The sequence below is a fragment of the Gryllotalpicola kribbensis genome (genome assembly GCF_039538245.1).
Lineage (GTDB): Bacteria > Actinomycetota > Actinomycetes > Actinomycetales > Microbacteriaceae > Gryllotalpicola > Gryllotalpicola kribbensis.
The window spans coordinates 130,365-150,297 of record NZ_BAABBX010000015.1 but is presented as its reverse complement, the minus strand read 5'-3'; the positions used below and the strand labels follow the sequence as shown (position 1 = coordinate 150,297).

General features: G+C 69.3%; 22 protein-coding genes. All 22 read left to right on the top strand.

Features of this window, described 5'->3' with window-relative positions; translation table 11 throughout:
* Positions 1–7 precede the first annotated feature (7 nt).
* The 22 genes from ABD716_RS10205 (at position 8) to rpsS (ending at position 19,921) form a co-directional block, all read left to right on the top strand.
* The gene (locus ABD716_RS10205; RefSeq protein WP_344776462.1) at positions 8–973 is read left to right on the top strand and encodes an AAA family ATPase; all 966 of its coding nucleotides are present in this window, start codon (positions 8–10) and stop codon (positions 971–973) included.
* On the top strand, positions 970–2,316 hold the full coding sequence (locus ABD716_RS10200; protein ID WP_344776460.1) for a DUF58 domain-containing protein: 1,347 nt from the start codon (positions 970–972) through the stop codon (positions 2,314–2,316). The genes ABD716_RS10205 and ABD716_RS10200 overlap by 4 nt, the downstream gene beginning before the upstream one ends.
* Positions 2,316–4,826: a transglutaminase domain-containing protein gene (locus ABD716_RS10195; protein ID WP_344776458.1), complete on the top strand. Its 2,511-nt coding sequence runs from the start codon at positions 2,316–2,318 to the stop codon at positions 4,824–4,826. Before ABD716_RS10200 ends, ABD716_RS10195 begins: the two co-directional genes overlap by 1 nt.
* Entirely contained in the window at positions 4,823–6,007 is a 1,185-nt protein-coding gene (locus ABD716_RS10190) for a DUF5684 domain-containing protein (RefSeq protein ID WP_344776456.1), read from the top strand. The genes ABD716_RS10195 and ABD716_RS10190 overlap by 4 nt, the downstream gene beginning before the upstream one ends.
* A complete protein-coding gene (locus ABD716_RS10185) occupies positions 6,000–6,926 on the top strand; it encodes a PP2C family protein-serine/threonine phosphatase (protein WP_344776454.1) in 927 nt (308 codons plus the stop codon). Before ABD716_RS10190 ends, ABD716_RS10185 begins: the two co-directional genes overlap by 8 nt.
* Complete coding sequence (locus ABD716_RS10180; protein WP_344776452.1) at positions 6,919–7,350, top strand: hypothetical protein; 432 nt, start codon at positions 6,919–6,921, stop codon at positions 7,348–7,350. The genes ABD716_RS10185 and ABD716_RS10180 overlap by 8 nt, the downstream gene beginning before the upstream one ends.
* A 68-nt stretch (positions 7,351–7,418) precedes the next feature.
* The gene (locus tag ABD716_RS10175; RefSeq protein WP_344776449.1) at positions 7,419–8,072 is read left to right on the top strand and encodes a prepilin peptidase; all 654 of its coding nucleotides are present in this window, start codon (positions 7,419–7,421) and stop codon (positions 8,070–8,072) included.
* 53 nt (positions 8,073–8,125) lie between these two features.
* Positions 8,126–8,578: a MaoC/PaaZ C-terminal domain-containing protein gene (locus ABD716_RS10170; RefSeq protein ID WP_344776447.1), complete on the top strand. Its 453-nt coding sequence runs from the start codon at positions 8,126–8,128 to the stop codon at positions 8,576–8,578.
* 48 nt (positions 8,579–8,626) lie between these two features.
* Positions 8,627–9,655, top strand: a complete 1,029-nt coding sequence (locus ABD716_RS10165) for a hypothetical protein (protein WP_344776445.1) — start codon at positions 8,627–8,629, stop codon at positions 9,653–9,655.
* Positions 9,656–9,673: 18 nt separating this feature from the next.
* Positions 9,674–10,192 carry a hypothetical protein gene (locus tag ABD716_RS10160; RefSeq protein ID WP_344776443.1) on the top strand — a complete coding sequence of 173 codons (519 nt, stop codon included), beginning with the start codon at positions 9,674–9,676 and terminating at the stop codon, positions 10,190–10,192.
* A 7-nt stretch (positions 10,193–10,199) separates the two neighbouring features.
* Positions 10,200–11,240, top strand: coding sequence for a hypothetical protein (locus ABD716_RS10155; RefSeq protein ID WP_344776441.1), 1,041 nt, complete (start codon positions 10,200–10,202; stop codon positions 11,238–11,240).
* Positions 11,241–11,491: 251 nt separating this feature from the next.
* On the top strand, positions 11,492–11,866 hold the full coding sequence (gene rpsL, locus ABD716_RS10150; protein ID WP_022882694.1) for a 30S ribosomal protein S12: 375 nt from the start codon (positions 11,492–11,494) through the stop codon (positions 11,864–11,866).
* Positions 11,866–12,336 (top strand): 30S ribosomal protein S7, encoded by a 471-nt coding sequence (gene rpsG, locus ABD716_RS10145; protein ID WP_344776438.1) that lies wholly within the window; start codon positions 11,866–11,868, stop codon positions 12,334–12,336. Before rpsL ends, rpsG begins: the two co-directional genes overlap by 1 nt.
* A 90-nt stretch (positions 12,337–12,426) precedes the next feature.
* Positions 12,427–14,571, top strand: a complete 2,145-nt coding sequence (fusA, locus tag ABD716_RS10140; protein ID WP_344776436.1) for an elongation factor G — start codon at positions 12,427–12,429, stop codon at positions 14,569–14,571.
* Between the two features lie 192 nt (positions 14,572–14,763).
* The gene (gene tuf / locus ABD716_RS10135; RefSeq protein WP_344755237.1) at positions 14,764–15,957 is read left to right on the top strand and encodes an elongation factor Tu; all 1,194 of its coding nucleotides are present in this window, start codon (positions 14,764–14,766) and stop codon (positions 15,955–15,957) included.
* Positions 15,958–16,090: 133 nt separating this feature from the next.
* Positions 16,091–16,435: a hypothetical protein gene (locus ABD716_RS10130; protein WP_344776434.1), complete on the top strand. Its 345-nt coding sequence runs from the start codon at positions 16,091–16,093 to the stop codon at positions 16,433–16,435.
* A gap of 410 nt (positions 16,436–16,845) precedes the next feature.
* On the top strand, positions 16,846–17,154 hold the full coding sequence (gene rpsJ, locus ABD716_RS10125) for a 30S ribosomal protein S10 (RefSeq protein WP_027479364.1): 309 nt from the start codon (positions 16,846–16,848) through the stop codon (positions 17,152–17,154).
* 15 nt (positions 17,155–17,169) lie between these two features.
* Positions 17,170–17,826, top strand: a complete 657-nt coding sequence (rplC, locus tag ABD716_RS10120; protein ID WP_344776432.1) for a 50S ribosomal protein L3 — start codon at positions 17,170–17,172, stop codon at positions 17,824–17,826.
* A gap of 4 nt (positions 17,827–17,830) precedes the next feature.
* The gene (rplD, locus tag ABD716_RS10115) at positions 17,831–18,475 is read left to right on the top strand and encodes a 50S ribosomal protein L4 (protein WP_344776430.1); all 645 of its coding nucleotides are present in this window, start codon (positions 17,831–17,833) and stop codon (positions 18,473–18,475) included.
* Positions 18,475–18,771 carry a 50S ribosomal protein L23 gene (gene rplW, locus ABD716_RS10110; protein ID WP_344776428.1) on the top strand — a complete coding sequence of 99 codons (297 nt, stop codon included), beginning with the start codon at positions 18,475–18,477 and terminating at the stop codon, positions 18,769–18,771. The genes rplD and rplW overlap by 1 nt, the downstream gene beginning before the upstream one ends.
* Before the next feature lie 16 nt (positions 18,772–18,787).
* Positions 18,788–19,627, top strand: a complete 840-nt coding sequence (gene rplB, locus ABD716_RS10105) for a 50S ribosomal protein L2 (protein ID WP_344776426.1) — start codon at positions 18,788–18,790, stop codon at positions 19,625–19,627.
* A 12-nt stretch (positions 19,628–19,639) separates the two neighbouring features.
* Positions 19,640–19,921, top strand: a complete 282-nt coding sequence (gene rpsS / locus ABD716_RS10100) for a 30S ribosomal protein S19 (RefSeq protein ID WP_022882686.1) — start codon at positions 19,640–19,642, stop codon at positions 19,919–19,921.
* Positions 19,922–19,933: the final 12 nt, after the last annotated feature.

Here is a 19,933-nt window from a genome sequence, read left to right as displayed (position 1 = left end):
CACAGCAATGGCGATCAGCTCTGAGCAGGCGACCTGGTTCCAATCCACGTTCCAGGCGCTGGCGGACAATGTCGAGCAGGTGGTGCTCGGCAAGCGTCACGTCATCGAGCTCGCGTTCACCGCGATGGTGAGCGAAGGCCATCTGCTGCTCGAAGACCTGCCGGGCACGGGCAAGACGCGCCTTGCGCGCGCGATGTCCGAGACGGTGCACGGCACCTCGACGCGCATCCAGTTCACGCCCGATCTGCTGCCGGGGGATGTCACGGGCATCACCGTCTACGACCAGAAGAACGGCGAGTTCGAGTTCCACGCGGGCCCCATCTTCGCGAACGTCGTGCTCGCCGACGAGATCAACCGCGCGAGCCCGAAGACCCAGTCGGCGCTGCTCGAGGCGATGGAAGAGGGCAAGGTCACGATCGACGGCGTCACCCGCTCGACCGGCGCGCCGTTCCTTGTCATCGCGACCCAGAACCCGATCGAGCAGGCCGGCACCTACCCTCTGCCCGAGGCGCAGCTCGACCGCTTCATGATCAAGACGAGCCTCGGCTACCCCGACCTCGCCGCGACCGTGCGCATCCTCGAGGCGACGAGCGAGGTGCCGCACGAGCTGAACCCGGTGATCACGCCGCAGGCGCTCGTCGGCATGTCGACCATCGCGCGCGCGGTGCACGCCGACCCGGTGATCTTCGACTACATCGGCCGCATCGTCGAGGCGACCCGCACGGCGTCGCAGACCCGGGTCGGCGTCTCGGTGCGCGGCGCCCGCGCCCTCACCAAGGCGGCGAAGACCTGGGCGGCCGGCCAGGGCCGCGGCTACGTGAACGTCGACGACGTGAAGTCGCTCGCCGTGCCGACCCTCGCGCACCGCCTCGTGCTCGACCCCGAGGCCGAGTTCGACGGCGTCACCCCCGAGGCCGTCATCGGCCAGATCCTGCTCGACGTCGTGCCGCCGGTGAGGAGCACCGTGGCGTGACCTTCGACTCGACCGGCAGCAGCGGCGCCACCGTCACCGGCACCGGAACCACCACGCACTTCGTCTCGGAGTCGTGGAGCGCCCGCACGCGCTTCGCCGTGTGGGCGGTGCGCTCCGGGCGCGAGATCCAGACGGCGGCGAACACCGCCTGGTCGCGGGTCTCCGGCACCGTCACGCCGGTCGGCTGGCTCGCCCTCGCCTGCGCGCTCGTGCTGTTGCCCGTCGGTCTCGCCCTCGGCTGGATGGAGTTCATCGTCGCCGGCCTGATCGCCGTGACGATCCTGATCATCGCCGTGCCGTTCCTGGCCGGCTCGCTCGCATATCAGGTGGGCTTCAGCCTTCCGGTCGAGCGCGTCGTGGCGGGGTCCGAGGTGGTCGGCACGCTCACCGTGACGAACACGTCGCGGCGCATCGCGCTGCCGAGCCGCATCGACGTGCCGATCGGCAGTGGGCTGACGGATGTCTGGGTGCCGCTGCTGCGCCAGGGGCACACCCACGGCGAGGACCTCATCGTGCCCGCCTACCGCCGGGGCATCATCGACATCGGCCCCGTCACGACCGTGCGCACCGACCCGCTCGGAACGCTCAAGCGCGAGGCGGCCTGGGCCGACGTGCACCGGCTGTTCGTGCACCCGAAGACCGTGGCGGTGCCGTCGACCAGCTCGGGTTTCGTGCGCGACCTCGAGGGCACGCCGAGTCGCGACGTCGTCGCCGAGGACATCGCCTTCCACCAGATCCGCGAGTACCAGCCCGGCGACGGGCGCCGTCACGTGCACTGGAAGTCCACGGCGAAGACCGGGCGGCTCATGGTGCGCCAGTTCGAAGAGACCCGCCGGGCGCGTCTCGCCCTCGTGCTCGGCATGCACGAGGACGAGTTCGCGACCGACGACGAATACGAGCTCGCCGTCAGCATCGTCGGCTCCCTCGGCATCCGCGCCGTGCGCGACGGGCGCCAGATCGCGGTGGTCGCGAGCGATCAGATCCTCGACGTGGCGAAGAACTCGGTGCGCGCCATCCGCTCGCTCTCCGTCCTCACACCGACCGCGCTGCTCGACGATCTCTCGACGGTCGAGCGCTCGCCCTCGGCGATGCCGTTCGAAGAGGTCTGCACCCTGGCGGCGCGAGCCATGAGCGACCTGTCGATCGCGTTCGTCGTGTGCGGATCGTCGGTCGACCGCACTCGCCTCATGCAGCTGCCGCTGCGCTTCGACCCCGGCGTGCAGGTGGTGGCGATCGTCGCCGACCCCGAGGCGCGGCCGGGCTACGGCCGCCTCGGCGAGGTCGGCGTGCTGACGATCCCGCTGCTCGAGGACTTCCGGTCGATGCTGCGGAGGGCCGCCTGATGGCCGCGCGGCGCCGGCGCTCCACGCGCCCCGATGCGGCGCTGATCGTCGACCTGGGCTTCGTGCTCGCCCTCGTCGCGGTCGGCGCGTTCGCCGCCTGGCCGATCTATGAGACCTGGTACCTGCTGATCACGGTGGGCGGGGCGGTCGTGATCGCGGCATCCGTCGTTCTGCTCGGCAGGCTGCGCCGGTGGTCGTGGCTGACGATCGCGGGCTGCACCGCCGCGGCATACCTCGTCTTCGGTGTTCCCCTTGCGATTCCGAGCGCTTTCGCCTCGCGCGCCGACTTCCTCGGCGCCTATCGCGACCTGTTGGCGGCGACGGTCGGCGACTGGAAGAAGCTGGTCACCGTGGCGGCGCCGGTCGGCCACTTCCAGACCCTGCTCGTGCCGCTGCTCATCACAATGCTCGTGTGCACGACGGCGGCGTTCTCGATCGTCTTCGGCCGCGTGCGCGGCTACGGCGCGCTCGTGCCGATCATGCTGGTGCCCACGGCCTTCGCGATCGTGTTCGGCACGACGGCGAACGGCCAGGGGCTCACCATCGGCGCCTTCCACGTGGCGGCGCTGCTGCACACGATCGTCGGGGTGATGGCGGTGGGCATCGCGGGCGGATTCCTCGTCTGGCGCGGCCAGCACGCGCGCACCGTCGCTCTTCGGCAGGCGGCCGCCGCCTCGGGCATCCGTCGCCCCGGCGGCGCCGCGGCGGGCAACGTGCGGCGCATCGCGGGCGCCGTGGCGGTGGCGCTGGTCGGTCTCGCGGTCGCGGTGCCGCTCTCGTCGACGGCGCTCGAGCCGAGCCAGCGCCATGTGCTGCGCTCGACCGTCGACCCGACGGCGCAGCTCAGCCAGTACACGAGCCCGCTGACGACGTATCGGGCGGCGTTCTCGTCCGACGGGAGCGACCCGTACAACTCGGCCGTGCTCAGCTACTCGGGCGACGCGAAGCAGCTCGGCCGGCTGCGCATCGCGACGATGAGCTTCTACAACGGCCAGCAGTACACCGTGCTGCCGAACGACTCCGATCGCAGCAGCGCGTTCGAGCACCTGCCGCAGCTGACAAGCTCGCACCACTCGGCGGGCCTCTCCGAGCTCGACGTCACGATCGGCCCGGCCTTCCGCGACGCACTGGGCTCCGGTGTGTGGCTGCCCACGGTGTCGGGACTCAAGGCGATCGGGTTCGAGGGAAGCGACGTGAACGCGCTGACCGACGGCTTCTACTACAACACCTCGCTGCAGGCCGGTGCCGAGCTGGGCGCCCTGTCCTCTGGCGACCGCTACACCCTGCTCGCGCAGCCGCAGGCGGCGTCCGCGAACCCTGCCGCGCTCACCCCGCCGCAGGGCGCCGTGCCGGTGACCGACAACGTGCCGGACAGCCTCACGCAGTGGGTGCAGGCTCAGGGGCTCGGCAGCGACGGGCAGGCGCTCTCCGAGCTGATCGAGCGGCTGCGCGCCCGCGGGTATCTGAGCCACTCGCTCGTCAACCCGGGCAAGGGCACCGCAACGGCGCCCACCTGGCTCGAGTCCGTGAGCGCGCCCGGCCCGAAGTTCAAGCAGAGCCTCGCGGGCGAGTCGATGGACCGCATCGGCGACCTGTTTAGCGACCTGCTGCGCCAGCAACAGGAGAAGGGCGACAGCGCCCCCGCCGCCGAGCTGGTCGCCGGCGTCGGCGACGACGAGCAGTTCGCGGTGGCATCCGCTCTCATCGCCCAATCGCTCGGGTTCCCCGCGCGCGTCGTGCTCGGCTTCACGATCGCCGGGGGCGGGGCGGATGCCGATGCGATCCCCGCCTGCGATGGGGGAGTGTGCCGCGGCAAGAACCTCACCGCCTGGGTCGAGGTGCAGGGCGCCGACGGGCAGTGGGTGCCGTTCGACACCACGCCGCAGAGCAAGCTGCCGCTCGCCGACCACACCGTGACGTCGAGCGTGCCCAAGGTGCCGACCCAGGTGCAGCAGCACGCGGCGACGGTGCAGCCGCCGCCCGAGGCGAACCCGAGCGGTGGCAACCACCAGAACAACGAGCACACGCCGAAGTCGCCGCTCGGCCCCGGCGTGTGGCTGCCCGTTCTGCGCATCGGCGGCACGATCGCACTCGTGCTGCTGGTGCTGGTCGCGCCGCTGATCGCGCTCGTGATCGTCAAGGCCGCGCGGCGCCGCGAGCGCCGAGCCGCCGAGTCCGCAGCGGCCAGCATCGCCTCCGGCTGGGACGAGCTCGTCGACACCGCGGTCGATCTCGGCCTGCCGTCGCCCGGGGTGCGCACGCGCGTCGAAGCCGCGGCGGTCTACGCCGCCGCGTCCCGCGCCGCCGATTCCGCGACCCTGCGTACACTGGCACACGGTGCCGACGAGGCCGTCTTCGGCGCGTTCGATCCGACCCCCGACGAGGCGGAGCGGTTCTGGGCGCAGCTCGACGAGCAGCGCGACAAGCTCGCCGCCGCCTTTCCGCGGTGGCGCCGGCTGCTCGCCCTGGTCTCGTTGCGGTCCTTCCGCACCGGTGGAGGAGAAAGATGACCCCGTCCTACACGGACGCCGTTTCCACGCCGCTCGGCGGCGGCGCCGGACTTGCGGTGCTGCTCGCACCGCTCGTCGTCGCGCTCGCCATCTGGCTCATCGTGGTACCGCTCGGCCTGCGCGGCATCTTCGAGGCGCTCAGCGTCGACCGCTCGCGCGCCTGGATCCCCTTCGTCAACATCGCCACCGTCTACCGCCTGGGCGGCATGAGCGAGTTCTGGCTGATCGCCCTCGTGATCCCGATCGTCAACGTCGTCGGCGCGATCATGCTGTTCATCGCGACGCACCGCATCAACCGCAAGCTGGGTCGCAGCGGCTGGTACACGGTGCTCGCCGTGGTCGCCTGGTGGGTGTGGACCCTCGCCCTCGGCCTGCAGCGCCGCATCGATCTGCGCGCCTCTTCCGAACCGCTCGTCTGGTCGGCGCAGCGGCCGCCGCAGGCACCGCTCACGATTCCCACGGGCGACGACTCGCAGCAGCCCCTCGACGAGACGCCGATCAGCGCTGCTGGCTTCATCGCACCCATGCCCGGTATGGCGGCGCCGGATGCCCCGGCCGAGCCCACCCGCGCCCCGCAGCCTGTCCCGCTCGTCCCTTCCGCGCCCCAGCCCCCGCTGGTCGACTCGGCGAAGCCGAATGGAGACCCCGCCCTGCCCTCGCAGGTCGACGCGCCCACCCCGCTCTCGCCGGTCGACTCGGCGCAGCCGAATGGAGACCCCGCCGCCCCGGCATCCGTGACCCCCGAGCTCGAACTCGACAACGATGCGACGATCATCCGCCGCCCGCAGGACGACGAGACGATCATCACCGGCAACGCCGACGCGACCGTGATCTCGGCCCGCCGCCGCCCGCGGTGGTGGGTGCACACGACGATGGGAGCGCGCGTCGAGCTCACGGGGGCGTCTGCGATCCTGGGGCGGCGTCCCTCGGCGCATCCGCTCTACCCGGGCGCCCAGCTGATCGCGGTGACCGACGACGCGCTCTCGGTCTCGGCGACGCATGCGGTGCTCGAGTTCGTCGGAGGAGACTGGCACATCACCGACCTCGATTCGACCAATGGAGTCTGGCTCATCGACCCCCGCACCAACGAAGAATCGGAACTGGGCGCACGCAACCGCGCCCGCGTGACCCCGCAGTTCATGCTCGGCGAGCTCGGCGTGAAGGTGGTGCAGGGTGCCTGACCGCCGCCACCGCCATGAGACCGTCGTCGTGACGGGCGCCGATCCGCAGCTCCGCACGGCCGCGGGCACCGACGCCGGCCGCCACCGCCGCGGCAACGAGGACGCGTTCCTCGCCGATTTCCCCGTCTACATCGTCGCCGACGGCATGGGCGGCCACGACGCCGGCGCCGTGGCGAGCGCTGCCGTGGTGCGCGCCTTCTCGCCGCTGGTCGGCCGCGACGACGTCAGGCCCGACGAGGTCGCCGACGCGATGCGCCGCGCGCACCAGACCGTCGCCGCGCTGAGCGACCGCACCCGCCGCGGCGCGGGCAGCACGCTGACCGGCGTCGTGCAGGTCCGCCACGACGGGGCGCCGTACTGGCTCGTGCTGAACGTGGGCGACTCGCGGGTCTATCGCGTGGTCGGGGCCCGCTTCGAGCGCATGACGATCGACCACTCGTACATGCAAGAGCAACTGGATGCCGGCAACCTCACCCCGGAGGAGGCCGAGACCTTCGAGCACCGCAACGTCATCACGCGGGCCGTCGGCGCCCCCGACAGCCCGGCCGACTACTGGGTGCACCCCGTCGAGCCGGGGGAGCGGATCCTCATCTGCTCCGACGGGCTGCACGGCGAGCTCAGCGAGCCCGAGCTCTACGACGTGCTCGCCCAGCACGGCGACCCGGGCGAGGCGGTCGACGCGCTGATGCAGCTCGCGCTCGACCACGGCGGCCACGACAACATCACGGTCGTCCTCGTCGATGTCGCCCCCGAGGCGGCGCGGCAGGCCGCTCCGCCGGTCGACTCGGCGCAGGAGGCTGCCCCGCCGGTCGACTCGGCGCAGGAGGCTGCCCCGCCGGTCGACTCGGCGCAGGAGGCCGCTCCGCCGGTCGACTCGGCGCAGCCGAATGGAGACCAGGAAGGCGCTGAAGATGCCTGACAACGACGACACGGTCGTCACCGAGGGCCACGGCACGATCGAGGACACGGCGCCGGTCGTCGCGCGCCGGGTGGCGCAGACCGAGGCGGCCGCGAAGTTCACCGTGGGCCGTGCGCTCCCCCCGCAGGCGCCGCCGGTCACTGACATCCACCTGCTCGACTTCCGCCCGCCCGAGGTGCCGTCGGGCAGCATCGTGCGCTACAAGGCGCGCACGAACATCGAGGTCACGCAGGTTCCCGACTTTGACGCGTCGTGGAAGGTCCGCCAGCGGGCGCCGCGGCAGCTCTCCGCGCATGAGATCGTCGCGCATCAGAACGACGGGCGACGCGCCTGGCGCCGCCGCGCTCTGATCATGGTCGGGGCCATCTGGCTGGCCGTCATCGTGGCGGCCGCAGCCGGCATCTGGGCTCTGCAGCGCCTCTAGACCGCGTCCCGAGCGCCCTGTGGAGAACGCGGCGGCTGCTTCGACCACTCCCGCTACTGTCGGGGTCCATGCTGCGACGCACATGCCGCGCCCCCGCCGAACCGAGCGTGGCGCGCCGCCCGCTCGCCCAGCTCGGCGTCGTACTCGGGCTCGCAGCCGTCGCCGTCTGGTTCGCGCTGGCGCGCTGGCAATCGGGGGATGCCGCGCACCTCGCCGCCTCGATCGTCGAGCTCGCGGCGTTCCTCTACCTCGCGGTCATCACGGTCCCGCTCGCGCTGATCGACCTCGAGGTGCACCGGGTGCCGAATCGCATCGTGCTGCCGAGCTATCTCGTCGGCGGGGCGCTGCTGGGTGGGGCATCCGCCATCGCGTGCGACTGGGCCGCACTGGTCATCATGCCCGCCGGGGGAGCCGCGCTGTTCGTGGTGTTTTTCGCGGTGGCCGTCGGCTCGCCGCGCGGCATGGGCTTCGGCGACGTCAAGCTCGCCGGTGTGCTCGGGCTGTTCCTCGGCCACCTCGGCGTTCCGCAGCTGATCGTCGGCGCCTTCGCTGCGTTCCTGCTCGGCGGCCTGTTCGCGATCGCCCTGCTGGTCGCGCGTCGTGCGGGGCGCGCCTCAGCCATTCCCTTCGGCCCCTGGATGCTCGCGGGCGCGTGGGCCGGCATCACGGCCGGCGCGCCTCTGACGGACGCCTACCTCGCCCTCTTCGGCCTGGCCGTCTGACCGGGTGCGCGTCGGGCCCGATGGCTCGCCGCCCGCCTCGCTACGGTAGGGGCATGCCGCTGTACCTCCCCGACTTCCACGCAGGCCAGACCTTCACGACGCCCGGCCACACCGTCACCGAGGGCGAGGTCTACCAGTTCGCCGCGCTCACGAACGATAACAACGAGGTGCACACCAACGCCGAGTTCGCGAAGGGCACCCGCTACGGCCAGCGCATCGTGCACGGCATGTTCGGTGCGTCGCTCTGCCTCGGCCTGATCGCCCGCACGGGGGTCTTCGAGGGCAGCGCGGTCGCCCTGCTCGGCATCGACGAGTGGAAGTTCACGGCGCCGGTCTTCATCGGCGACACCCTGACGCTCACGGTCGAGATCCTGTCGGCGCGACCGACGAGCTCGGGGGAGTACGGGGTGCTCGAGCGCCGGCTGACCCTGCGCAAGCAGACCGGCGAGGTCGTTCAGGAAGGGCGCATGGACCTGCTCGTCCTCGCCGCCCCGCTCGAAGGCTAGACGCGTCAATCCCTGGCGCCACCTGGGGTGATTGCTACTGTGACCCCCATGAGCGACACCACGCCGACGCCGCGTCCCGACGAGCCGACCCCTCTCGCCGATGAGACGGCACGCGAGCTGAACACCGGCGAGCAGCCCCTGACGACGAGCTCGGACCCGGCCGACCATACCGACACCGGCGTCGCTCCGACGCTGCCGCCCGACTACCAGCCGGTCGCCGCGTCAGATCACGTCGCCCCCGAGCCCGAGGTGCCGGCCGCCCCCGCGGGCGAGTCTGTCGACGCACCCGCCGACGACACCGCCGCCCCTGTCACCACCGCAGCCGACGAGGCCCCCGCGCCCGAGACCGCCGACACCGTCCGTGCCGGCGAGCCGGGGGCCGAGCCGCGCTACGACGCGGCCGCCGCCGGCGCCATCACAGAGTCGGCAGAGCCCGCGCACACCCAGCTCGCGCCACCGGCCGTCGTCGCCGAGCCGACTCAGACCCCCGCGCCGGCGCCTTACGGCGGCCCCACCTACCTGCAGACCCCGACGCCGCCGAAGAAGCGCGGGAACCGCGGCCTCGGCATCCTGATCGCCGTCCTCGCCGCGGTCGTGTTCGCCGCGGCCGACTTGGGCGCCACCTACGGAATCCTGCTCATCCGCTACGGCGGCGACCGGGCCGTCAACTACCTCGAGAGCTACGCGAAGGGCTGGGACTTCTGGGTCCCGCTCGCGGTCTTCACCGCCGCCTTCATCGCACTCGTCGCGATCGTCAATCGCGGCCGCTGGTGGGGCTACGTCCTCGGCAGCGTCTTCGTCGCGGCCCTCGTGTTCGCCTCCTACTACGGCGCGGCGCTGCTGACGAACCGCGCCTGGAATCTGACGCCGGGCGAGTTCGAGACCTTCACCCGCGACTACTTCCAGTCGAACATCCCCTACCTCTGGGTCGCCACCGTCGTGAGCTTCATCGCACTCGAGGTCGTCACGTGGTTCGGCGCCTGGATCGCCTTCCACGGCCAGGTCGCCAAGCGCCGCAACCTCGAGGCGCGCCAGGCCTACGAAGCCGACCTCGAGGCGTCGACCGCTCGCCCGTAGCTCGCACCGCCCGCTGCTGTGCCCGGCTTCAGGAAGTACGCCGCGACGGTCGCGATCTTCGCCTCCGGTCTCTTCCTCGCGCTGCTGATCGCCGCGTTCGGCGTGATCTCGCTGCTTTCCGGCACCGAGGTCATCGCCGACCGGCGCGCGGGCGAGCTGGCGGGGCCGGTCGCGGCCGCCGCCGCGACGCTGCTGGTGATCGGATGCCTGCTGCTGATCGCTCTGCGCGTCCCCGAGTCGCGCCAGCGGGTCGCCCCACTCGCAGCTGCCGGCATCGGCGTCGGCGCGTACCTGGCCTGGGCGTTGTTCGCCGCCCTCGCCTTCCTCCTCGGCCGTGGCGACCCCGTGGGGCGCTCATCTTCTTCGGCGGCCTGCTCACGGGCCCGTTCGCGATCTGCGCGGGAATCATCGCCTTCGTCGTCGCACTGCTCTACACGCTGGTGCTCGCCTCGCGCGTCGCCGAGCGGGGCCGCCCCCGCTGGCCGTGGGAGCGCGACGAAGACGAATGAGCCCCCGGCCGCGCGAAAGCGGCCATGATGGCTGGGTGTCCTCCTCGCGCGCGCGCCCCCTGACCGGCAGCCAGCTGGCGGTCGTGATCGTCGCCGTGCTGGCCGTGGTCGCCGCCGTCTTCGCTGCGGTCGTCGTGCTGCCGCCCGCCGTGCGCGAGGCGTCGCCCGAGCGCCCCGTTCGCGCCTATCTGCAGGCCGTCACCGCCGGCGACGTCGCGCGGGCGCTGCGTCTCGGCCGCATCACGCCGGCCGACGGCGACAAGCTGCTGACGGATGCGGCGTACCGCGCTGCCGCACAGCGCCCCAGCGCCTTCACGGTGCTCGACGCGAGCTCCGCAGGCGACAGCGGCATTGTTCGGGCCCGCATCACGCAGGGCACCGGCAGCTACGTCGCCTCCTTCGAGGTCGAGCGCGCCGACGACAATCCCTTCGCCCCGTGGCGACTCGCGAAGCAGCAGCTTCCCGAGATCACGGTCTCGCTCGAGGCATCCGTCGACCTGCGCGTCACGGTCGCCGGCGTCGCGCTCACCGCGTCGCACGGCACCGTCACCCAGCACGTGCTCCCCGGTGCCTACCGTGCCGCGCTCGCGGGCGGCGGCCAGGTGACCGGCACCCCCGCAACCGCCCTCGCGACCTTCGCCGCCGCGCGACCCGCACCTGCCGTCATCCGGCTCACCCTCGCCGACAGCGGCGAGAGCGCAGCACGCGAGCAGGTGGCCGAGTGGATCGCGCAGTGCGCCGCGTCGAGCGAGCTGCGGCCTGATGGATGCCCGTTCCGCGCCGTGCCCGAGGAATCCGTCACCTACACCGACGGGCACTGGACGATCGACGGCCAGCCGTCGGTCCGCGTGGGGGAGTGGAGCGCGCAGCTCGCCGGCTGGCCGGTCACGACGAGCAGCCCCGGCTACATCACCTTCACGGCGCACGCCTCGAAGGGCGGCCTGAGCGGCACCGCGACGACGGGCTCCAATCCGTTCAGCGTGGCGGGCACCATCGTCCCCGACGCATCGGGCACGGTCCATTTCGTGCCCTCGGCGAACTACTCCGACACCGACACGTCAGGGTCGCTGACCTGATACCATTGATCGGGTGTGCGCTTTGGCGTGCGCGCTCGGCGTGTCCGAGCTCCGTTCACCAAGCGACGCAGTGTCCGTCAAACGACGCAGTGTTGGTCACACGACTCAGAGAACGCCTGGGCGCAGTCCAGGGTCTCCCACGGCATATCCACCACGCAATGCAGGTTGAATTCGATCGAATTCGCCGGTGGATCCCGATGGAAAAACACCATCAACCCGCTGTCACCGTGCAGCACTAACAAGGAGCATTTGTGCCAACTATTCAGCAGTTGGTCCGCAAGGGTCGCACCCCCAAGGTCGTCAAGACCAAGGCGCCGGCCCTGAAGGCCAACCCCCAGCAGCGTGGCGTGTGCACGCGCGTGTACACCACCACCCCGAAGAAGCCGAACTCGGCGCTCCGCAAGGTCGCTCGCGTCAAGCTCTCCAACGGCACTGAGGTCACCGCGTACATCCCCGGTGAGGGCCACAACCTGCAGGAGCACTCGATGGTGCTCGTTCGCGGCGGTCGTGTGAAGGACCTTCCCGGTGTCCGCTACAAGATCATCCGCGGCGCTCTGGACACCCAGGCCGTCAAGAACCGCAAGCAGGCTCGCAGCCGCTACGGCGCGAAGATGGAGAAGAAGTAATGCCTCGCAAGGGTCCCGCTCCTAAGCGCCCGGTCGTCGCCGACCCGGTTTACGGTTCGCCCGTCGTCTCGCAGCTGGTCAACAAGATCCTGCTCGACGGCAAGAAGGGCCTCGCCGAGAACATCGTCTACGGTGCGCTCTCGGCCGTCGAGGCCAAGACCGGCAACGACCCGGTCGCCACGCTCAAGAAGGCGCTCGACAACGTCCGCCCGACCATCGAGGTCAAGTCCCGCCGCGTCGGCGGCTCGACCTACCAGGTCCCGGTCGAGGTCAAGCCCCACCGTGCGAACACCCTGGCGCTGCGCTGGCTCACCGGCTACGCCAAGGCCCGCCGTGAGAAGACCATGACCGACCGTCTCACCAACGAGATCCTCGACGCGTCCAACGGCCTCGGCGCCGCGGTGAAGCGCCGCGAGGACACGCACAAGATGGCCGAGTCGAACAAGGCCTTCGCGCACTACCGCTGGTAACAGCGATCGGGCGGGTGGGCGGATGCCACGAGCTCCGCTCACCCGCCTGAAACCAAACTTCCCCCTTCACCATCCATCCGGAGGAACCCCGTGGCACAAGACGTGCTCTCGGACCTGCACAAGGTCCGCAACATCGGCATCATGGCGCACATCGACGCCGGTAAGACCACCACGACCGAGCGCATCCTGTTCTACACGGGCGTGAACCACAAGATCGGCGAGACCCACGACGGCGCCTCGACGACCGACTGGATGGAGCAGGAGAAGGAGCGCGGCATCACGATCACGTCCGCCGCCGTGACCTGCTTCTGGGCCCCGACGTACGCGGCGAACAACGACGCGAACCGGAACCAGATCAACATCATCGACACCCCCGGCCACGTCGACTTCACCGTCGAGGTCGAGCGCAGCCTGCGCGTCCTCGACGGCGCGGTCGCGGTCTTCGACGGCAAGGAGGGCGTGGAGCCCCAGTCCGAGACCGTCTGGCGTCAGGCCGACAAGTACGACGTTCCCCGCATCTGCTTCGTCAACAAGATGGACAAGCTCGGTGCCGACTTCTACTTCACCGTCGACACGATCGTGAACCGCCTCGGCGCCAAGCCGCTCGTGCTGCAGCTGCCGATCGGCGCCGAGAGCGACTTCATCGGTGTCGTCGACCTGATCACCATGAAGGCCCTCGTGTGGCCGGGTGACGCCAAGGGCGACGTGACCATGGGCGCGAAGTACGAGGTCCAGGAGATCCCCGCCGACCTCGCCGAGAAGGCCGAGGAGTACCGCCAGAAGCTGCTCGAGACCGTCGCCGAGAGCGACGACGTGCTGCTCGAGAAGTACTTCGGCGGCGAAGAGCTCACCGAGGCCGAGATCAAGGGCGCGATCCGCAAGCTCACGATCGCCTCCGAGGTCTACCCCGTGCTCTGCGGCTCGGCCTTCAAGAACCGCGGTGTGCAGCCCATGCTCGATGCGGTCATCGACTACCTGCCGTCGCCGCTCGACGTCCCGTCGATCCAGGGCCACGACGTCCGCGACGAGGAGAAGATCGTCGAGCGCCACGCCGACGCGAACGAGCCGTTCTCGGCTCTCGCGTTCAAGGTCGTCGCGCACCCGTTCTTCGGCCGCCTCACCTACGTCCGCGTCTACTCGGGCCACCTCGAGTCGGGCGCGCAGGTCATCAACGCGACCAAGGACAAGAAGGAGCGCATCGGGAAGATCTTCCAGATGCACGCCAACAAGGAGAACCCGGTCGAGTCGCTGACCGCGGGCAACATCTACGCGGTCATCGGTCTGAAGGACACCACCACCGGTGACACCCTCGCCGACCCGCAGAGCCCCGTCGTCCTCGAGTCGATGACCTTCCCCGAGCCCGTCATCGAGGTCGCCATCGAGCCGAAGACCAAGGCCGACCAGGAGAAGCTGGGCACCGCGATCCAGAAGCTCGCCGAAGAGGACCCGACGTTCCGCACCGAGCTCAACCCCGAGACCGGCCAGACCGTCATCAAGGGCATGGGCGAGCTGCACCTCGACATCCTCGTCGACCGCATGCGCCGTGAGTTCAAGGTCGAGGCGAACGTCGGCAAGCCGCAGGTCGCCTACCGCGAGACCATCAAGAAGACGGTCGAGCGTCACGACTACACGCACAAGAAGCAGACGGGTGGCTCCGGCCAGTTCGCGAAGATCCAGTTCAAGCTGGAGCCGCTCGAGGTCACCGCTGAGACGACCTACGAGTTCGTGAACGCCGTGACCGGTGGCCGCGTCCCCCGCGAGTACATCCCGTCGGTCGACGCCGGCTTCCAGGAGGCCATGCAGGGCGGCATCCTCGCCGGCTTCCCGATGGTGGGCGTCAAGGCGACCCTCACCGACGGCGGTTACCACGAGGTCGACTCGTCCGAGATGGCGTTCAAGATCGCCGGCTCGATGGGCTTCAAGGAGGCTGCGCGCAAGGCTCAGCCCGTGCTGCTCGAGCCGCTGATGGCCGTCGAGGTCCGTACCCCTGAGGAGTACATGGGCGACGTCATCGGCGACCTGAACTCCCGTCGCGGTCAGATCCAGTCGATGGACGACGCCGCGGGCGTGAAGGTGATCCGCGCGATCGTCCCGCTGTCCGAGATGTTCGGCTACATCGGCGACCTGCGCTCGCGCACCGCCGGCCGTGCCGTCTACTCGATGACGTTCGAGACGTACGGCGAGGTTCCGCGCAACGTGTCGGACGAGATCGTCCAGAAGGCCAAGGGCGAGTAAGCCCCGGCGCGGCATCCGTTCAGCCGCCGATCGACTCGCTCGCGCGACGGAGATCGAGGCCAGGCGGATGCCGCGAACCGGGCGCTGAAACGCCCGGTAGTTATCCCGTAACATAGAGAAGATCCCCGTAGAATGTCCGGTCGGCGCGCGTCGGCCGCAGCTTCTACACGAGAGTCCTGAGGAGGACCCACAGTGGCTAAGGCCAAGTTCGAGCGGACCAAGCCGCACGTCAACATCGGTACGATCGGTCACGTCGACCACGGCAAGACCACTCTGACCGCCGCGATCTCGAAGGTTCTCGCCGAGAAGTACCCGTCGGCCGTGAACGTGAAGCGTGACTTCGCTTCGATCGACTCAGCTCCCGAGGAGCGCCAGCGCGGTATCACGATCAACATCTCGCACGTCGAGTACGAGACGCCGAAGCGTCACTACGCTCACGTCGACGCCCCGGGTCACGCCGACTACATCAAGAACATGATCACCGGTGCTGCCCAGATGGACGGCGCGATCCTGGTCGTGGCCGCCACCGACGGCCCGATGGCTCAGACCCGTGAGCACGTTCTTCTCGCCAAGCAGGTCGGCGTTCCCTACCTGCTCGTCGCGCTGAACAAGGCCGACATGGTCGACGACGAGGAGATCCTCGAGCTCGTCGAGCTCGAGGTCCGCGAGCTGCTGTCCTCGCAGGGCTTCCCGGGCGACGACGCCCCCGTCGTGCGCGTCTCGGGCCTCAAGGCCCTCGAGGGTGACGAGAAGTGGACCCAGTCCATCCTCGACCTCATGGACGCCGTCGACGAGTCGATCCCCGACCCGGTGCGTGACCGTGACAAGCCGTTCCTCATGCCCATCGAGGACGTCTTCACCATCACCGGCCGTGGCACCGTCGTGACGGGCCGCGCCGAGCGTGGCACGCTCGCCATCAACTCCGAGGTCGAGATCGTCGGCATCCGCCCGACGCAGAAGACCACGGTCACCGGTATCGAGATGTTCCACAAGCAGCTCGACGAGGCCTGGGCCGGCGAGAACTGTGGTCTGCTCCTCCGCGGCACCAAGCGCGAGGACGTCGAGCGCGGTCAGGTCGTCGTGAAGCCGGGTTCGGTCACGCCGCACACCGAGTTCGAGGGCACCGCGTACATCCTGTCCAAGGACGAGGGTGGCCGTCACAACCCGTTCTACGCGAACTACCGTCCGCAGTTCTACTTCCGCACCACCGACGTGACCGGCGTCATCACCCTCCCCGAGGGCACCGAGATGGTCATGCCGGGTGACACCACCGACCTCCACGTTGAGCTGATCCAGCCCATCGCCATGGAGGAGGGCCTCGGCTTCGCCATCCGTGAGGGTGGCCGCACTGTCGGCGCCGGTACCGTCACCAAGATCATCAAGTAAGTCCTCTTACTTCGATCTCCTGAGTGGGGTCGGGCCTTCGGGCCCGGCCCCTTCTCTTTGCGCGTTGCAGGCATGCGACATAGATACAACATGTGTTAGGATGTTCTCGAACGTAGAGGAAGGGAACATTCCAATGACTGAGACATCGACGCGCTCCGGCCGACGGGGTCGGCTTGTGCGCCGAGTGGGCGCGCTGATCGCCGCGACGGGACTGCTGTTCACGGGTGTGCTGATGGGCGGTCCGGCCATTGCGGCGGCTGCGGCCGCTGAGCCGGAGCCGATCGCCGTCGTTCAGGAGGTCGTTCCGGTGATGGAGGATGCGCTCATTCCCATCGCCGAGCCCACCGAGACGACGCGCCCGCTGGCGCTGTCCGTCTTCGTCGTCTCGGCGCTCACCGTCGGCGCAGGCGGAATCGTCACGGCGCGTCTGATGGCTGCGCGCAAGCCGCAGCCGGCAGTGGTGGAATCGCGGAAGTAGCCGCACGCAGTCGGGGCTGAGTCGGTCGGGGCTCAGCCCCTCTTCCATGCCCGGATGCCGGGGCTGATCCGCGACACGCCCGGGTTGCAGCATCCCTGTTCATCTGGCAAACTTGTATGGTTCAACATTTCGGCCGACGGGCTCAGCTCTCGCCGAATCACTGCCAGGCAGTGCATAGCCGCCGAGTCGCTCGGTTCAGGTTAGGCCGCGGGCAGCAGAACACCTCGCCAAAATCCGACACCGGAAGTCCCGGACACATCTGTGCCCGGGCCGCACTGCGTCGGGGCCAAGCGTTGAAAACCGAACAGTGGTGCTACACCACGAGCTTCGAGCGGCAGTCCGTTCGGAGCACGTCGCGTCCAATGCGAGCCGGAAGCTCGTAAGACGCCTTACACGAGAGCGAGTCAGTGATGGCGGGACAGAAGATCCGCATTCGACTGAAGTCGTATGACCACGAGGTCATCGACACCTCGGCACGCAAGATCGTCGACACGGTGACCCGCGCGGGTGCGACCGTCGTCGGCCCGGTGCCGCTTCCGACCGAGAAGAACGTGGTCGTCGTGATCCGTTCGCCCCACAAGTACAAGGACAGCCGCGAGCACTTCGAGAAGCGCACGCACAAGCGGCTGATCGACATCATCGACCCGACGCCCAAGGCCGTCGACTCGCTCATGCGTCTCGACCTGCCGGCTGACGTCAACATCGAGATCAAGCTGTAAGGGGGCCCGGTACATATGTCTGCAAAGACCAAGAACGTCAAGGGCCTGCTGGGCAAGAAGCTTGGGATGACCCAGGTGTGGGACGAGAACAACAAGCTCATCCCCGTCACCGTCGTCGAGATCACTCCGAACGTGGTCACCCAGGTCCGTACCCCCGAGGTCGACGGCTACGACGCCGTTCAGATCGCCTACGGCCAGATCGACCCGCGCAAGGTCAACCAGCCCACCGCCGGCCACTTCGAGAAGGCCGGCGTCACCCCGCGCCGCCACCTCACCGAGGTGCGCACCGCTGACGCTTCCGAGTACACGCTCGGCCAGGAGCTCACCGTCGGTGAGACCTTCGAGGCCGGCCAGCTCGTCGACGTCGTCGGCACCAGCAAGGGCAAGGGCACCGCGGGGGTCATGAAGCGCCACAACTTCAAGGGCGTCTCCGCTTCGCACGGTTCGCACCGCAACCACCGCAAGCCCGGTTCGATCGGCGCCTCGTCGACCCCGAGCCGCGTGTTCAAGGGCATGCGCATGGCCGGCCGCATGGGCGGCGAGCGCGTGACCGTGCTGAACCTGACGGTGCACTCGGTCGACGCTGAGAAGGGTCTGCTGCTCGTCAAGGGCGCCGTCCCCGGTGCTCGCGGCCGCATCGTCTTCGTCCGCAACGCAGTGAAGGGAGCCTAAGACCATGGCTACTCTCGACGTCCTCGACGTGAAGGGTAAGAAGGCCGGCTCCGTCGAGCTGCCTTCCGAGGTCTTCGACGTCCAGACCAACGTCCCGCTGATCCACCAGGTCGTCGTCGCCCAGCTCGCCGCAGCGCGTCAGGGCACGCACAAGACCAAGAACCGTGGCGAGGTCTCGGGTGCCGGCCGCAAGCCGTTCAAGCAGAAGGGCACCGGCCGCAGCCGCCAGGGTTCTGTCCGCGCTCCTGAGCACACCGGCGGTGGCGTCGTCCACGGCCCCGTGCCCCGCAAGTACGACCAGCGCACCCCAAAGAAGATGATCGCCGCCGCTCTGCTCGGCTCGATCTCCGACCGCGCCCGCGCGGGCCGCGTCCACGTCGTCCAGGCCATCGCGGTCGACACCCCGTCGACCAAGACCGCCAAGGCGCTGCTCGCCGGTCTCGGCGTCGGCAAGAACGTGCTCGTCGTGCTCGACTCCGCTGACGAGGCCGGCTGGCTCTCGGTCCGCAACCTGCCGACCGTGCACGTGCTCGCCGCCGACCAGCTGAACGCCTACGACGTGCTCCGCAGCGACGACGTCGTGTTCACGCAGGCCGCGTACGACTCGTTCGTCGCCGCCAAGACGAAGAACCAGGAGGTGACCAAGTAATGGCCGCCAACAAGGACCCGCGCGACGTCATCATCGCCCCGGTCGTCAGCGAGAAGAGCTACGGCCTGATCGACGAGGGCAAGTACACCTTCGTCGTCGACCCGCGCTCGAACAAGACCGAGATCAAGCTCGCGATCGAGTCGATCTTCAAGGTCGAGGTCGCGACGGTGAACACCCTGAACCGTCAGGGCAAGACCCGCCGCACCCGCTTCGGCATCGGCAAGCGCAAGGACACCAAGCGCGCCATCGTCACGCTCAAGTCCGGTTCCATCGACATCTTCACGGCTGTCGGCTAGGAGCAAAGGAAGAACTATGGCTATTCGTAACTACAAGCCCACGACCCCCGGTCGTCGCGGTTCGTCCGTTGCCGACTTCGCTGAGATCACCCGATCGACCCCCGAGAAGTCGCTGCTCCGCCCGCTGTCCAAGACCGGTGGCCGCAACAACCAGGGCCGCATCACCACCCGCCACATCGGCGGTGGGCACAAGCGCCAGTACCGTGTCATCGACTTCCGTCGCAACGACAAGGACGGCGTCAACGCCAAGGTCGCCCACATCGAGTACGACCCGAACCGCACCGCGCGCATCGCGCTGCTGCACTTCTTCGACGGCACCAAGCGCTACATCCTCGCGCCGAACGGCCTGAAGCAGGGCGACGTCGTCGAGTCGGGCGCCAGCGCCGACATCAAGCCGGGCAACAACCTGCCGCTGCGCAACATCCCGACCGGTACCGTCGTGCACGCGATCGAGCTGAAGCCGGGCGGTGGCGCCAAGCTGGCCCGTTCCGCCGGCGCTTCGGTCCGTCTCGTCGCGAAGGACGGCCCCTACGCCCAGCTGCGTCTGCCCTCGGGCGAGGTTCGCAACGTCGACGCCCGCTGCCGCGCCACGATCGGCGAGGTCGGCAACGCCGAGCAGTCGAACATCAACTGGGGCAAGGCCGGCCGCCTCCGCTGGAAGGGCGTTCGCCCGACCGTCCGCGGTGTCGCGATGAACCCGATCGACCACCCGCACGGTGGTGGTGAGGGCAAGACCTCCGGTGGTCGCCACCCGGTCAGCCCGTGGGGTCAGGCCGAGGGTCGCACCCGTCACGCGAACAAGGAAAGCGACAAGCTCATCGTGCGTCGCCGTCCCACCGGTAAGAAGCGGAAGTAGGAGAACTAGAAGATGCCCCGCAGTCTCAAGAAGGGCCCCTTCGTCGACGAGCACCTGCTTCAGAAGGTGGTTCGTCAGAACGAGGCCAACTCGAAGAACGTGATCAAGACCTGGTCGCGTCGTTCGATGATCGTCCCGGCCATGCTCGGCCACACCATCGCGGTGCACGACGGTCGCAAGCACATCCCGGTGTTCGTCACCGAGACCATGGTCGGTCACAAGCTCGGCGAGTTTGCTCCGACCCGCACCTTCCGTGGACACGAGAAGGACGACAAGAAGGGTCGTCGCCGCTGAGTGCGGCGACGT